Below are 15226 nucleotides of genomic sequence, written 5' to 3' on the forward strand. Positions count from 1 at the left end.
TATCACTTTAATCTTCCGTCACCACTGCATCACGCTCCCCATCTTCTTCTTTTCCTTCCTCAATCATTTCCTCGGCTTCAGCTTTTTCCTCTTCGGTAGCATAATCAATTCTTTCTTCCTGTTTTTCATCCTGTTCATAATCAATGAAAAATTCACAGAACACCGGAAGATGATCCGAACCGAAATTTTCAAGCGTTTTCAGGTCTTCAATAAAAATTTCTTCACTGTGAAACATCAGGTCGATCGGAAATCTCAGCAAACGGTATTTGGCATGAAAGGTGGAAACAAAAGAACGCCCGATTCTCGGATCGATAAGGTGGCTTGTTTTCCTGAAAAGAATGGACGATTTCGACCACGCTACATTATTGAAATCTCCCACGACAATCACCGGTTTTTTTATTTCGGTAATTCTTTTGGCGGCACTCAGAAGATCTCCGTCTCGCTCTTTTGAGGTTTCCTCTTCCGTCGGACTTGGCGGAGGAGGATGAACTCCGAAGAATACGAAAGAAAATCCATCCTCGGTTTTCAGATGCGCTTCTATACTTGGAATATCATCTGCCACGAAATAATGCGTTTGGGAGCTTTCAATTTTTAATTTCGAATAGAAATGCATTCCGTACGTATTTTCCAGTGTTACTTTATGTTGAAAAGGATACTCTTTTTCAAGTTTTCGCAATGCTTTTTCCCAGTCTCCGTTGCTTTCCATTGTGAGGAACATTTGCGGCTTACATTTTTCGATAAGCTGAATAAAACGGTCATATTCTGTGTTGAACTGATACACATTGGCAGAAATAAAATGTACTTTATCTGAAGATTTGTACTTCTGAGAAAACTTCTTAACCGGATAAAGCGGAGTATATTTTATAAGAATGATACTGTGATGAATGAACATTAAGATTAAAAGTCCCTGAAAATACCAAAAGTATGCTGAATCTTTTACAAAAAACCCTAAAATAAAGGTGAAAACAGTAAAAAATGTGATCTGTATTTTACCAAATTCAGGTACACGGAAAATCCAGTGCGAATGCTGAATTTTAGGCAGTATGGTTAAAATTAATAATAAAACGGTCAGAATCAGGTAAAATGTCCACATATATTTTTCAAATAAACAGATAAATTTAGTGTAATTTTATAAGTTTTCAAACGGATTGCTGTTTAAACTTTGTTAATTCATTTGAAATTAAATTTAAAATTTCGTTATTTTAAACCTTCAGATAAAAAAATCTAACCTATGAACAAAATGTGGGCTGTTTCCCTGTTATTGGGAACTCTTTGCCTTGGACAACAAAATCAGAATGCAGAAATTGAAAAACCCATCCGCAATTTATTTGCCGGAATGAAAAATTCTGATCCTGAAATGATGAAATCCGCCTTTGCAGATACCGCGATTCTTCAGACCATTACAAAAGATGGTGTAAAAACCGAAGACATTGAAGCTTTCGTAAATTCTGTTTCCCAAATGGCAAAAGGCGATCTCGAGGAAAAAATTACGATCGAAGCCATTCATACAGACGGAAATCTTGCCAGTGTTTTTACTCCGTATTCATTTTATTACAAAAGAAAATTTTCTCACTGCGGAGCCAATAGTTTCCAGCTCATTAAAAAAGGGACGGAATGGAAGATTCAGTATGTAATTGATACCAGAAGAAACGATAATTGTAAAGAAATTAAGTAATGAAAATTCATCATATTGCCATCATTTGTTCAGACTACGAAGTTTCTAAAAAATTTTACACAGAGATTTTAGATTTAAATATCATTCGTGAAGTTTACCGTGAAGAAAGACAGTCTTACAAGCTCGATCTTGCCATCGGAGATCATTATGTCATTGAGCTGTTTTCGTTTCCAAATCCTCCGCAACGACCTTCCAGACCGGAATCATGTGGTTTAAGACATCTTGCTTTTTCGGTTGAAAATGTAAAGGAAAAGAGAGAAGAATTAATTCATAAAGGTTTGGAGTGCGAAGAAATAAGGATAGACGAATACACCGGAAAAGAATTTTTCTTCACCCAGGATCCGGATCAGCTTCCTTTAGAATTTTATGAAATGTAATCTTTAAAAAATTTAAATTGATGATGAAAAAAATTTTTGTGATTCTTGCCGCATTTGCTTTAACCAATATCAATGCTCAGAAAGTCAATGAACCGAAAGATCATCCTAAAGAATGGTCACAATCTTACGAACCGTTCAGGATTGCCGGAAATCTGTATTATGTAGGAACGTACGATCTTGCGTCATATCTTATCGTTACGAATAAAGGAAATATTTTAATCAATACAGGACTTGCAGATTCGCTTCCGATCATTAAAAATAATATTAAAAAGCTGGGGTTTAAATATCAGGATACTAAAATATTGCTGCTTACACAGGCGCATTACGATCATTTGGGCGCAATGGCAGACATTAAAAAAGAAACGGGAGCCAAATTATATGTTGACGAAGCCGATGCAGATGTACTGAAAAGCGGCGGAAAATCGGATTATGAACTGGGAAAATACGGTGTTACTTTTAAACCAGTAAAACCTGATTATATTTTAAAAGATAAAAATGTAGTAACGCTTGGAGATGCGAAATTAACAATGCTTCATCATCCCGGTCATACCAAAGGATCATGTAGTTTTTTGTTTGAAACCAAGGACAGCAAAAGAAGCTACAAAGTTTTAATTGCGAATATGCCGACCATTATCGTGGATAAAAAGTTTTCGGAAGTTACTTCATATCCCTCTATCGAAAAAGATTATGAGTATACTTTAAACGCAATGAAAAATCTGGATTTCGATATTTGGGTTGCTTCTCACGCAAGTCAGTTTGATTTACACAAAAAGCATAAGCCAAAAGATAAGTACAATCCGGCTGTTTTTATGAACAAAAACGAATATCAGGACGAACTCGATTCTTTAGAAAAAGATTTTTTAAAGAAGAAATCTGAGTAAGTTTAATGCGCATACCCCGTAAAGAAACTGATTGCCATAATCGCAAGAACGATGGAAGAAATGACTACGTAGATGTAGTCTTTTTCTTTTAGATAACCAATCAATGCGAAAATAATTCTCATTAACGGAGTGAACACCAAAAGAAGAATTCCCAACTGGATAATCGCCATTCCTTCTCCTTTGCAAAGCGAATTCCAGAAGTGTCCCCAGACTTTTTCCGAAGATTCTCCCATATCCAGAGAAGTGTATTTTTTAGGCATTTTAAAGCCTTCCGTGAAAAGTTTGATAAAGCCGATCAACGATGTTGCAACAGAAAGGATAACTCCCAGTCTCAGCAAATTTCCTACCGAACGGTTCAGATCTACATCCGTGAAATTCTTTCTCATTATCTGAAGCTTTTATTGATACCGTTGTACATCATGTAAACCGAAAGAATCGTGATGACAATGGCAAAGAATGTCTTTAATTTTTTGGTTTTGGAAACCATCAGCGTTTTAGATCCGATAAAACTTCCTACCACAACCCCAATAAGAACCGGAGCTGCAATAACCGGAATAATTTCACCTCTCTGAAAATAGATCAGCGCACTTGCAACCGCTGTTACCCCGATCATAAAGTTACTCGTCGTCGTAGAAACTTTAAAAGGCAGTTTCATCATATTATCCATTGCCAGAACTTTCAGCGCACCGGAACCGATTCCCAGTAATCCGGACATGGCTCCTGCAAACATCATCATCAGAAATCCGGGAACTGTATTTCTTGCAGAGTAGCTTTTCACCACCCCTTTATCAGGAAAAGTTCCGAACAATTTTAATTTTTCTTCCAGACTTCCTTTAATAATAGGTTCCTGATGATCCGGTTTTCCTTTTAAATTTAAAATAACCGTCAAAAGGAGAATACTCGCGAAAATAATTCCGATCGTATTCGGATTAAGCATACCCGAAACCAAAGCTCCAACGATGGCTCCTGAAGTAGTTGCTATTTCTAAAAACATCCCGACTCTCATATTGGTAAAGCCTTCTTTTACAAAAGCTACCGCCGCACCGGAAGAAGTTCCGATAACAGAGATAAGAGAAGCACCGATGGCGTAATGCATAGGAACGCCGAAACCCAGCGTTAATAAAGGAATAATGATAACTCCTCCTCCCAATCCGGTCAAAGAACCCAGAAGTCCTGCCGAAATTGCTCCAAGAAAGAGAATGATGATTTCTGACATGTTACAAATATAAAACTATTGCGTTAGTCTGCCAAACGTTTAAAAAAGATAAATTTGACGTATTTTTGCATAAACAAAATTTTATATGAAATTATTTTATATCATCCTCGGAGCTACTCCGAAAGGGCGAAATATAGAGCAGCACGATGTCTTCTTCGGAATTGCGGAAAGCCTGAAAGATCTGGTTCCGGATATGAAAGAGTTCTGGAAAGATGCCAAAATACACATCGACTGTTATCAGGAAGTGCGTTTTATTGATGGTTATGAAGTGAAAATTACAGAAAGAGGAGAGAAAACATCGGAAGAACAGCTTTATTTTATTAACCTTGGAGGATATAAAAGAGGTTTTTTTGAAGAATTTCATGAACAGCATTTAATGGTTGGAAATTCGATGGCGGAAGTTACAAAAAGAGCAAAAGCTACAGAATTTTATAAAACGATGGGATTCAAAGGAGCGGAAAGTCATATCGATGATAAACACGGTGTAGACATTGATGATATTTTTAAGGTAAATGATATTCTTCCTGAAAAAATGAAAGAAAAATATTCGATTTCATTAATAAAATCCAATGCTGAAAATCAGGAAAACGTAGTGGAGCTGGGATATCTGAAAATTGATAAAATTCAATAAAATATAATACTCATAGCTGAGTGAAACGCCTTTGCGAGCGAAAAATAATGAGTGAATTTTTCAAAAAGTCTTAGCGAGCTTAGCGTTAAATTTTAAACTATATTAAATCTAACAGAAAAATAAAAGTAAAAAATGAAAATTGGAATTTTAGGAGGAGGACAGCTCGGACGAATGCTGATTCAGGAAGCATTGAAATACGATGATGAATTTTATACGCTGGATCCTGCTTCAGACGCACCCTGTCATAATATTTCCTACTTTACACAGGGAAATTTCAACGATTATGAAACCGTTCTGAATTTCGGTAAGGATAAAGATGTGGTAACCATCGAAATCGAGCACGTAAATGCGGATGCTCTTGCCGAACTTGAAAATCAGGGGATAAAAGTCGTTCCGAATTCTAAAATCATTAAAACGATTCAGCAGAAAATTCTTCAGAAACAATTTTATGCGGCACACGATATTCCAAGTCCGGAATTTGAAGTAATGGATGGAAGTTCCGACGAAATCAAAATGCCTCTGCCGTTTGTACAGAAAATGAACACAGGAGGTTATGACGGAAAAGGGGTTCAGGTAATCCGCACCCATGAAGACATGAAAAATCTCTGGATACAGGATTCTGTGATCGAAAAGTTAGTGGATATTGATAAAGAACTTTCCGTAATTGTTGCCAGAAATGAAAACGGAGAAACAAAAACTTTCCCTGTAACTGAAATGGTTGCCGATCCGAAGCTTAATCTGCTGGATTTCAATATCTGTCCTGTTTTTTTAACCGAAGAAATTGAAGAGCAGATCAATTCGATTACAGAAAAATTCCTCAATGCGATTCATTCTCCGGGACTTTTCGCCATCGAACTGTTTTTAGATAAAGAAGGAAAAGTCTGGGTAAACGAAACGGCTCCGAGACTTCACAATTCAGGACATCAGAGTCAGGAAGGAAATGCGAATTCACAGTTTGAGCAGATGTACCGCGTGGTAAAAAATTTACCTTTGGCAGATACAGATGCCATTATCTACAGCGGAATGCTGAATTTAGTGGGCGCAGAAGGCTTTTCCGGAAAAGTAGTTTATGAAGGAATGGAAGATGTTTTAAGACTTCCTGAAACTTACGTTCACCTGTACGGAAAAACAGAAACCAAACCGGGAAGAAAAATGGGGCACATCAATGTTCTGGCAGAATCCAGAGAGGAACTGATGGAAAAACTGGTAATGGTAAAAGAAATGGTAAGAGTTATTTCCGAATAATTTTACGATTAACATCATTGAAAAAGACTGCTTTAAGAGGCAGTCTTTTTAATTTTATTTTTTAACTCTGTAAGCTTCATTTCTTTTTTATTTTTTGAAATATCTCCATAAACTGTTTTTGAATCTTTATTAAATGTAAGCCAATAACATCCGCAAGCTGAAATATAATAATCTTTTGGTCTTTCTTTGATGTGAAAATAGTTATTCTTACTTCCGTCACTCGCAGCATTAAGACTCATGATGTAGTATTGACCTAGTTGAAATGAAGAAAGATAAGGTCTACAGAGATTTCCATTATCTCCCCAAATGATAAATGTCTTTCTGGATTCTTTTCCTTTTACAACTTCAATAACTTCAACTTCCATAGACATTGGAACTTGCTCATCATTAATATCTTTGAAGGTAATAAACTTTTTTACTTTAACTACTGTGATTAATTTTGAATTTAAAGACATTTTAAGAAAACCTCCTTCATAATTACAATCACAGGCATAATTGTATTCATATGTTCCAAAGAATAGGATAAAACAGATTATATAGGTAAATTTCATTTATTTGAACTTTTTCTAAAATTAATGTCTTTATTTTCTTTTGATATCATTTAAATAATGATCAACATAATTTTCATAATTACTTCTTAAATTTTCACTTTCGTTTTGAAAATAACTTTGCGCGTTCTCTGCTGTTTTGATATATTTTTTAAGTTTAAGATTAAAATTCCAAAATTTATACGTTAAGAATAAAGAAAATACTAATATCGAAAAAATATTAAAAATAACGACTTCCGAATTACTATCAAAATAATTACTTACGGTGAATAATTTGAAGAGATTGTATAGTGATATAACTATAACAGCCATATTAAGAAAAGCGATCAAATAATTCAAAATTTCATTTTTTTGAATTTTTACAAAATCATTTTTTAACTCTTTGAATTTTTGTTCATGCGTATTTACTCTCTTAATTTTAAACAATTTATATTGCCTTAAATCTTCGTTGATTCTTTCTGTTTCATTCATGATTTGGTAATTAGTTTTTAACAAGTGAAATATAAATATTATTTGAATATAATATACACTTTTTACTTAAAAATCTTCTTAATCACATTTCCGATTTCCATAAAATCATCATGATTTCCTACGGAACGTTTTTCCACATCATTTTCATCAAATTCGGAGAACGGAAAAATCAAAAGATAATTATTATTGCGAAGATTTCGGTTCAAAAGTTCCGGAATCAGCCTCATCTGCGGAATGTAGGATTTCATGCCTCTTTTTGCCATAAAAACAATTAAAGCTTCATCTTCTTTAAGTTCCGCAGCGGTTTTTTCGCCGTCTTTCCAAGAATTCATAATAATAAATTCCGCTTCAATATTGGCTTTTTTAATAATTTTCTGAAGGATATCCAGAATAATTTCCGAAGCATAAAAAACAATGGTCGCGCCGGAGTTTCTGGCAATATTCCATACCCTTAAAAGCGCATGAAAGAAACCTGCTTCTTTATGAGCATTTTCGGGAATCATCACCGCATATTTTTTGATGGTCGACAAAGGCTGTGCAGCGTGATACACCAAAACATTAACGTGGTCGTTCTGAAGATAGCCGTTGTAAAGATTGTACACAAAAGAAGGGGAAAAACCTTTTTCATCTTCCAGTCCGATGATGATATCGGTGATATTCTGCTCTTTAATAACGTTATTCACTCCATTGATGACATCGTTATCGTATCTTTTCAGTGGCTGAATTTTCACATCCGCAGCAGCAGCCGTATCTGTAGCGCTGTGCAGCAGTTTTTCGGCATTTTTTACAGAAGATTCATTTTTATCTTCGTTAATGACGTTCAGCGCAAATATATTTTCTGTGTTGGAATGGGCTTTAATTAAAATTCCCAAATTCACCATTCTTTCGACGGTGGCTTCATAATTTAAAGCTAAAAGAATATTTTCCTCTTCATGCGTATTTCCGGAAACTGTATCTTCATTGTCCTGTTCCGCTATTTTCTGTGCACTTGCCATCGAAACAAAAGATGATATCGTACATGAAATCAGAATCAGCAGAATACTTCCGTTCAGAACGTGCTCATTTAGTAATCTGATCGGTTCTCCCGTTTCCGTTTCCGAAAGGATAATATTATAACCTACCATTACTGAAGCTAGTGTTGCCGCTGCCGAAGCCGAACTCAGCCCGAAAATCAGCTTTCCTTCTTCTTTCGTAAGCCTGAATGTTTTCTGTGTAGCTACCGCCGAAAGATATTTTCCGCCAATTGAAGCTAAAAGCATAATTCCGGCTACTTCCAGTGTTTCCCAGCTTTTAAAAAAGACTTTGAAATCAATCAGCATTCCTACACTGATCAGGAAAAAAGGGATGAAAATTGCATTCCCGACAAATTCTACACGGTTCATCAGTGATGAAGTGTGAGGAATCAGCCTGTTTAAAGCCAATCCTGCGAAGAACGCTCCGATAATGGCTTCTACTCCTGCCAATTCTGCCAGTAAAGCCGCGAGATAAATCATCACCAGAACAAAAATATACTGCGAAATTTTATCATCTACTTTTTTGAAAAACCAACGTCCGATCATGGGGAAAATCAGCAAAACAATCAGTCCGAACACAACGAATGAGACTGAAAGTTTCACCCAGAATTCTGTGCCGACATCACCCTGCGACATTCCCACAATCACGGCAAGAACCAAAAGCGCAAGAATATCCGTAATCATCGTTCCGCCCACGGTAATATTTACTGCCGGGTTTTTGGCAATTCCCAACTTGCTTATCAAAGGATACGCGATTAAGGTGTGAGACGAAAATAAACTGGCAAAAAGTACTGAGGTAAGGACCGAAAAATGCAGAATATAATAGGCTCCGAAATATCCCAGAACAAAAGGTACGGTGAAGGTATAAATTCCGAAGGTGAGACTTTTCCATTTATTTTTCTTGAAATCGCCCATGTCTATTTCCAGTCCTGCAAGAAACATGATGTAAAGCAGTCCTGTAGTTCCCGTCACTACAATGCTGCTGTCTCTCGCTAAAACATTAAAACCGTTCGGACCGATTACTGCTCCTGCGATAATCAATCCCAACAGGTGCGGGACTTTTATCTTATTCAAAAGCAATGGTGCGGCAAGAATAATAATTAAAACCAGAAGAAATTTAAGTACCGGGTCTTCGATGGGAAGACTCAGGTTGTGTATGCTCAGTAAAGTCATTATGTGTTTATTTGGTGGAACGGATAAGTTCTACAGAGAATTTTGCCATACAGTTGTTGTCTACTGCGATGGTTCTTGTACCTCTAATTTTATTGGCTGAAAAATCATTGAGAAGCACATTCATTTCAACCTGTTTTTTCGAAGTAGAATCTGTTTTAAAAGTAAGCTTTGCCTCGTTGTTTTCAAATTTTCCTGAGTAAAGTCTTACCAGATTATTGTTATTGATGATCTTAGTAACCAACTGGATAGAATCGCTGTCGAATTCCCACGTATCGGTACGCTGATCGCCGACTACGTAATCGCTGCAGTTGGACTCTGTACAGATTACTTTTCCCGTCCAGGATCCGGCAATTTCAGCCGGCCAAACCACTATTTTTACAGAATCTTTTTTGGCAAAGATACTGTCTCTCATTTTTAAAAGAGATTGATATTCAGATTCTTTTTGGGCAAATGATTTTTCTTTTTCCAGTAATTGCTGCTCTCTTAAAGTAAGGTCATTTTCCTTTTTTCTGTTGTCGCAGCTCGTTAAAAGGATTAATATAGCAGAAACTGCAAATAGGGCGTTTTTTATCATATTGAATAACTTGGTGAAAACAATATAGGAAAAAAAACGGAAAGATTAAAGTCTGTATTTTTGTCTGAACACGAATAATTCAGACTAATTTTTATCCGATTCGTTGTTTTTTGAACATTTCCTTATTGTAATTAATAACAAAAACACCCAAAATGATCAATATTGCTGCAATGATAAATTTAGCTGAAATTTCTTCATTAAGGATCAGCCAGCTTAAGAAAATGGAAATAATGGTATTGATATATGCCAGAATAGAAACCTGAACCGGAGAAACTTTGGTTAAAGCATAATGATAAGCAAAAAAAGCGGCAACAGACCCAAAAACGGAAAGATAGATCATTGCTGAAATACTTTTCACAGACCAGTTTTCGAAGTTATAATTTTCATTGAAAAGCAAGGCAAAGATAATCTGAATGATCCCTGCAAATGCAAACTGATAGAAGAGGTTCAGCGAAATATTTTTACTCTGGATGTTCATTTTCTTCGTAAAAATCGTTCCTGAAGCCCATCCTGCAATGGCAATAAATAAAAGGAAAATCCCAAATCTGTAATCAGGATTCGCAAGATCGTTGATACCGTCCCAAAAGATGAATAAAATTCCTCCAAAACACATTAAAAGACCAATCATTGCCCGAATGGTAAATTTCTGCAAGCCTATTGCCACACTTCCTAAAAATACGACAATGGGGGAAGTCGCACTGATTAATGAAGTTAAACTGCTGGTTAAGGTTTCTTCCGCTACCGTTGTCAGTCCGTTTGCCATAATCAGCATCAATGAAGAAAAAATAAGCTGATATCCCAGATTTTTCCAGCCGATCCACTGAAACTGTTTTCTGTACAGTAAAATGAAAAGCATGATAACTGCTGCCAAAAACTGACGGATTCCCGCAACAAACCAAGCCGGAATGGTTTCAACAGCAACACGGATCGATAAAAATGTGGTTCCCCATACAACAGCAACGGTGAGAATGGCAAGAGTAAGCTTAAAATCTTTCAAAATGGTGGTCTTAGCGGCAAATATATTCAATTAAAAGTTCATTCAAAAGCTTTCCTGAGCTTCATCAATATTATCCAACAACTTTTAAGCCTTTTTGCGTGAGGTTTTTTAATTTTTTATCTTTGAACATCTAATAAATTGAAAAATGGTAGGAATAATAATGGGAAGTCAGAGCGACTTGCCAATCATGGAACAGGCAGCGAATTTTTTAAAATCCCTGAACATCCCTTATGAACTGACGGTAGTTTCTGCACACAGAACACCGGAAAGAATGTTCGATTACGCGAAAACCGCTAAAGAAAGGGGAGTGAAGGTAATTGTTGCCGGAGCGGGAGGAGCAGCACACCTTCCGGGAATGGTCGCAAGCTGCACAACTTTGCCGGTGATCGGCGTTCCGATTTTATCGAGTAATTCTATTGACGGCTGGGATTCTGTATTATCGATCCTGCAAATGCCGGGTGGAATTCCTGTAGCTACAGTGGCTTTGAACGGTGCTTTGAATGCGGGGATTTTAGCTGCAAAAATTATCGGAAGCTCAGATGAAACCGTTGCTGAAAATCTTCAGAAATATCAGAATTCTTTAAAAGATAAAGTTCTGGGAACGGTGGATGCTATCAAAGCACAGCACCCAAATCATTTTGATAAATAATTTACTGTAAATGATCGATTAATTATTTTGAGCAAATTTAAAATACAGATCATTTACAGCTTAGAATACAGCCTCACGTTTGTGAGGTTTTTATTTTTTAATGAATTTAAATGACTGACTTTTTCCTTTGGAATTGATCTGTAATACATAATTTCCGGCAGTTAAAAAGTCAATATTAATTTCTCCGTTGGTTAAAATTCCTCTTGCAGCGATTCTTCCGCTTTGTTCGAAGATGGTATAATTTTTAGCATCAGATGTTTTAACGAAAATAAAGTTTGTTGCCGGATTTGGATAGATCTCTTCTTTATCTCTTTGGTTTTTTATGTCTAAAGTGCCCAGAAAGTTGCACTCAGATGCAGAATCTCCTGTTATCGTCCAGCCTTTACCGATAAGAATATTTCTTTCACCAGCCACTGCGCCGGAGTAGGTAAGCGGACTTAAGCTTTGTAAAAATACATTGTTTGCGGTGTTCGGATTATGAGCCCAGCCGTAAAGAATATTGCTATAGTTTTCACAATTGATGCCTGAATTATAAAACATATTATTTCCTGAAGCAAGAACCGGAATATTCCATGAATGTAAACTCTGATTAAAACTTGTGGCTTCAGTAAACATGGTATTCATATCCGTAACTTTACTGGTATTCCATACATTAATGGTCTGGTTGAAGGCAGAACAGCCGTGGAACATATGTCCCATATTTATAACATTCGATGTATTCCACTGATCGAGGGGCTGATTGAACGCAGGATTGAAATGAAACATGAAGGTCATATTGGTAACCTTTGATGTATTCCAGTTGTTCATTGGCTGATTATAGGCTTGTGTTTCGGCAAACATATATGCCATATTTGTCACCTTCGAAACATTCCAGTTGTTTAAATTCTGGTTGAAGGCCTTTCTTCTGGTAAACATATAACTGAGATCTTCGGCTGAAGATAAATTCCATGATCCTATCGGTGCATTGAAAGATTCAATCAACGGAAAGCCTATTGGTGGCGTAGAAATATACCCGAACATGTATTTAAAATTCTGGATGGTAGACGTGTCCCAGTTTGCCATCGAAGGAGCGCCTTTAAAATTATAAGCATTGTTGAACATCATTGAAACGTCTGTTACATTTGAAAGATCCGGAGAATCTGTTGCGGTAAGTTCCATATTCATGCACTGCGCAAAAGCATTATTCATAGAAGTCCACTGGATGTTTCCCCATTGTTCAATCTCTACAATTTTATTGGTACTTCCCGAAGTTGAAATTACTGGAATATCAGCAATAAGGCTTGAAGAGATTACATTTTTTCCGAATTTTATCTGTCTGAAAGTTCCGTTTCCATTGGATACTTTTACTCTGTATTTAGCTTCTGCCGCATTAGGATTGAGAGGAGTTCCGAAATCTATAAGAATACGTTCGGTGGAAGTTACGTCATTCATCGTTCCTGTGTGCGATGGAAAACCAACTTCTTCCCAAACAATTTTATAATTTTCCCCGATTCCCGGAAACCAGATCTGTCCGTCTCCCGCTGTTGAAGGCATTACAGGATTCAGCAGATTATGGGATGAGGTATTGGGCTTCCAGATCGTAATGAATTCATTCTGCGCATGAACTGTCTGAAGTAAAAGCATGAAAAGATTGGCGGTTATTAGTTTTTTAATCATGTTAATATTTTGTGAATTAATTTTTGTAAAAGTAATGAAATAATTAAAAATTTCATTAAAAATCATATTTTAATGAAAAATATTAACAAAATATTTTTTTCGAAAGATGTAGTATAAAAAAAACTCTCCGAATTTGGAGAGTGTAATCATTTTTTATTCCTGAAGCATATTGTCGCGCGTATTTTTCTGTACAGCAATGGCTCCGAAAAGTGCCAGTAAAAAGGCAAATCCGTAAAACCCTTTTTCACTAGGAAGAATGGTGGCATTCCATAAGCCGATTGCCAGTAATACGATGGAGGAAAGGGTAGCAAACCAGCAGATCCCGTAATAAATATCAGTCACTTTGATATTTTCCAGTCTGTCGCGTACTGCTTTCTGCAAAGAAACTACTGCAAATAATCCATATAAAAGGATGGTAAAATAATATCCTTTCTCATTAAGCTGCATTTCCGCTCTCGCTAAACCTACGATAAAACCAATCATTCCGGCTCCTAAAGCAACCCAAGATGCCGCGACAAATGCAGTTGATACATTTTGCTTTTTCATGTTTAATGTTTTTGTTAAAGGTTTCAAAGATATTAATTTAAATTAAATGTGAACGATAACTCAAATGATTAAATTTTATTGTCTGGAATTTAAGTTTATTGGATGAAAAGTAATTATTCACTGGTTTTTGGTCTTTCCGGCGGCGAAGCCGCCGCCGGAAAGACCAAAAAAAACTCTCCCAAAAAGGAGAGTTTCAATATATAAAAGCAAATATGCTTATTAGTATCTGTAATATTCAGGTTTGAATGGTCCTTTCACATCCACCCCGATATATTCTGCCTGCTCAGGAGAAAGAGTTTCCAGTTCAACGCTTAATTTCTTAAGGTGAAGAGCTGCTACTTTTTCATCCAGATGTTTAGGCAACATATATACTTCGTTTCCGTAAGCTTCAGAGTTGTTCCAAAGTTCGATTTGAGCCAAAGTCTGGTTAGAGAAAGAGTTAGACATTACAAAACTTGGGTGTCCTGTTGCACATCCTAAATTTACCAGTCTACCTTCCGCAAGAATAATCACTTCTTTACCTTCTACCGTGTAGATATCAACCTGAGGTTTTACTTCAGATTTTGTGTGACCGTAGTTGTCATTTAACCAAGCCATATCGATTTCGTTATCGAAATGTCCGATGTTACAAACGATCGCTTTATCTTTCATTTTAAGGAAATGTTCTCCTCTTACGATGTTGAAGTTACCTGTTGTTGTGATGATGATATCTGCGTTATCCACTACAGTATCTAATCTTTTTACTTCGTAACCGTCCATTGCAGCCTGAAGCGCACAAATTGGATCAATTTCAGTAACCGTAACAATAGAACCCGCTCCTCTGAAAGAAGCAGCAGTACCTTTACCTACATCTCCGTATCCGCAAACTACCACTCTTTTTCCTGCCAACATAATGTCTGTAGCTCTTCTTACAGCATCTACTGCAGATTCTTTACATCCGTATTTGTTGTCGAATTTAGATTTCGTTACAGAATCGTTTACGTTGATGGCAGGCATTACCAAAGTTCCGTTCTTCATTCTTTCGTACAATCTGTGAACACCTGTTGTAGTTTCTTCAGAAAGACCTTTAATTCCCGCAGTAAGTTCAGGGAATTTATCAAACACCATATTGGTTAAATCACCCCCATCATCAAGAATCATGTTCAACGGTTTTCTGTCTTCACCAAAGAAAATAGTCTGCTCAATACACCAGTCAAATTCCTCAGCGTTCATACCTTTCCAAGCGTAAACCGGAATTCCTGCAGCAGCAATGGCAGCAGCAGCGTGATCCTGTGTAGAGAAAATATTACAAGAAGACCATGTAACTTCAGCACCTAAAGCTACCAATGTCTCGATAAGTACAGCAGTCTGGATAGTCATGTGAAGACATCCTGCGATTCTTGCACCTTTTAATGGTTGAGATGGTCCGTATTCTTCACGAATTGCCATCAAACCAGGCATTTCCGCTTCAGCAAGGGTAATTTCTTTTCTTCCCCATTCTGCAAGGGAGATGTCCTTAACTTTATAAGGCATGTATTGTGTTGTAGTACTCATATGAATGAATAAGTTTTAATTCAATTGATAATGTGCAAAAT

Annotated in this window: 17 protein-coding genes; 6 read left to right on the forward strand and 11 right to left on the reverse strand. The window is 36.5% G+C overall.

The window, feature by feature from the left end; all coding sequences use genetic code 11:
- Window positions 1-7: 7 nt before the first annotated feature.
- A complete protein-coding gene (locus H6W53_RS05580) occupies window positions 8-1093 on the reverse strand; it encodes an endonuclease/exonuclease/phosphatase family protein (protein ID WP_185205156.1) in 1086 nt (361 codons plus the stop codon).
- A gap of 138 nt (window positions 1094-1231) precedes the next feature.
- Between H6W53_RS05580 and H6W53_RS05585 the strand changes: the two genes are divergently transcribed.
- Genes H6W53_RS05585 through bla form a run of 3 tightly spaced genes read left to right on the forward strand, consistent with a single transcriptional unit; the run spans window position 1232 to window position 2933 of the window.
- Complete coding sequence (locus H6W53_RS05585) at window positions 1232-1675, forward strand: nuclear transport factor 2 family protein (RefSeq protein WP_185205157.1); 444 nt, start codon at window positions 1232-1234, stop codon at window positions 1673-1675.
- Window positions 1675-2052 (forward strand): VOC family protein, encoded by a 378-nt coding sequence (locus H6W53_RS05590; RefSeq protein WP_076396756.1) that lies wholly within the window; start codon window positions 1675-1677, stop codon window positions 2050-2052. The genes H6W53_RS05585 and H6W53_RS05590 overlap by 1 nt, the downstream gene beginning before the upstream one ends.
- Before the next feature lie 20 nt (window positions 2053-2072).
- Entirely contained in the window at window positions 2073-2933 is an 861-nt protein-coding gene (gene bla, locus H6W53_RS05595; RefSeq protein WP_228457754.1) for a subclass B3 metallo-beta-lactamase, read from the forward strand.
- Window positions 2934-2935: 2 nt separating this feature from the next.
- Here the strand turns inward: bla and H6W53_RS05600 are convergent, their stop codons facing one another.
- The gene (locus H6W53_RS05600) at window positions 2936-3319 is read right to left on the reverse strand and encodes a DUF1634 domain-containing protein (RefSeq protein WP_076396752.1); all 384 of its coding nucleotides are present in this window, start codon (window positions 3317-3319) and stop codon (window positions 2936-2938) included.
- The gene (locus H6W53_RS05605) at window positions 3319-4149 is read right to left on the reverse strand and encodes a sulfite exporter TauE/SafE family protein (protein WP_076396750.1); all 831 of its coding nucleotides are present in this window, start codon (window positions 4147-4149) and stop codon (window positions 3319-3321) included. Before H6W53_RS05605 ends, H6W53_RS05600 begins: the two co-directional genes overlap by 1 nt.
- An 85-nt stretch (window positions 4150-4234) precedes the next feature.
- On the opposite strand from H6W53_RS05605, the gene H6W53_RS05610 reads away from it, so the two are divergent.
- Window positions 4235-4780, forward strand: coding sequence for a DUF1543 domain-containing protein (locus H6W53_RS05610; protein ID WP_076396748.1), 546 nt, complete (start codon window positions 4235-4237; stop codon window positions 4778-4780).
- 132 nt (window positions 4781-4912) lie between these two features.
- Window positions 4913-6025 carry a 5-(carboxyamino)imidazole ribonucleotide synthase gene (locus tag H6W53_RS05615; protein WP_185205158.1) on the forward strand — a complete coding sequence of 371 codons (1113 nt, stop codon included), beginning with the start codon at window positions 4913-4915 and terminating at the stop codon, window positions 6023-6025.
- A gap of 32 nt (window positions 6026-6057) precedes the next feature.
- Here H6W53_RS05615 and H6W53_RS05620 read toward each other — a convergent pair whose 3' ends face one another.
- From H6W53_RS05620 to H6W53_RS05640, 5 genes are all read right to left on the reverse strand, one after another.
- Window positions 6058-6576 (reverse strand): hypothetical protein, encoded by a 519-nt coding sequence (locus tag H6W53_RS05620; RefSeq protein ID WP_185205159.1) that lies wholly within the window; start codon window positions 6574-6576, stop codon window positions 6058-6060.
- A gap of 30 nt (window positions 6577-6606) precedes the next feature.
- Window positions 6607-7044, reverse strand: coding sequence for a hypothetical protein (locus tag H6W53_RS05625; RefSeq protein WP_185205160.1), 438 nt, complete (start codon window positions 7042-7044; stop codon window positions 6607-6609).
- A gap of 62 nt (window positions 7045-7106) precedes the next feature.
- Complete coding sequence (locus tag H6W53_RS05630; protein ID WP_116096509.1) at window positions 7107-9230, reverse strand: cation:proton antiporter; 2124 nt, start codon at window positions 9228-9230, stop codon at window positions 7107-7109.
- A gap of 7 nt (window positions 9231-9237) precedes the next feature.
- Window positions 9238-9804 (reverse strand): hypothetical protein, encoded by a 567-nt coding sequence (locus H6W53_RS05635; RefSeq protein ID WP_185205161.1) that lies wholly within the window; start codon window positions 9802-9804, stop codon window positions 9238-9240.
- A 91-nt stretch (window positions 9805-9895) separates the two neighbouring features.
- Window positions 9896-10801, reverse strand: coding sequence for a DMT family transporter (locus H6W53_RS05640; RefSeq protein ID WP_185205602.1), 906 nt, complete (start codon window positions 10799-10801; stop codon window positions 9896-9898).
- A gap of 145 nt (window positions 10802-10946) precedes the next feature.
- On the opposite strand from H6W53_RS05640, the gene purE reads away from it, so the two are divergent.
- Window positions 10947-11450, forward strand: a complete 504-nt coding sequence (gene purE, locus H6W53_RS05645; protein ID WP_185205162.1) for a 5-(carboxyamino)imidazole ribonucleotide mutase — start codon at window positions 10947-10949, stop codon at window positions 11448-11450.
- Window positions 11451-11540: 90 nt separating this feature from the next.
- Here purE and H6W53_RS05650 read toward each other — a convergent pair whose 3' ends face one another.
- From H6W53_RS05650 to ahcY, 3 genes are all read right to left on the reverse strand, one after another.
- Complete coding sequence (locus H6W53_RS05650) at window positions 11541-13106, reverse strand: BspA family leucine-rich repeat surface protein (RefSeq protein ID WP_185205163.1); 1566 nt, start codon at window positions 13104-13106, stop codon at window positions 11541-11543.
- 153 nt (window positions 13107-13259) lie between these two features.
- On the reverse strand, window positions 13260-13652 hold the full coding sequence (gene yiaA / locus H6W53_RS05655) for an inner membrane protein YiaA (protein WP_076396732.1): 393 nt from the start codon (window positions 13650-13652) through the stop codon (window positions 13260-13262).
- Window positions 13653-13871: 219 nt separating this feature from the next.
- Window positions 13872-15185, reverse strand: coding sequence for an adenosylhomocysteinase (gene ahcY, locus H6W53_RS05660; RefSeq protein ID WP_087711398.1), 1314 nt, complete (start codon window positions 15183-15185; stop codon window positions 13872-13874).
- Window positions 15186-15226 lie beyond the last annotated feature (41 nt).

This window comes from Chryseobacterium sp. C3 (assembly GCF_014218905.1).
Taxonomy (GTDB): Bacteria; Bacteroidota; Bacteroidia; order Flavobacteriales; family Weeksellaceae; genus Chryseobacterium; species Chryseobacterium mucoviscidosis.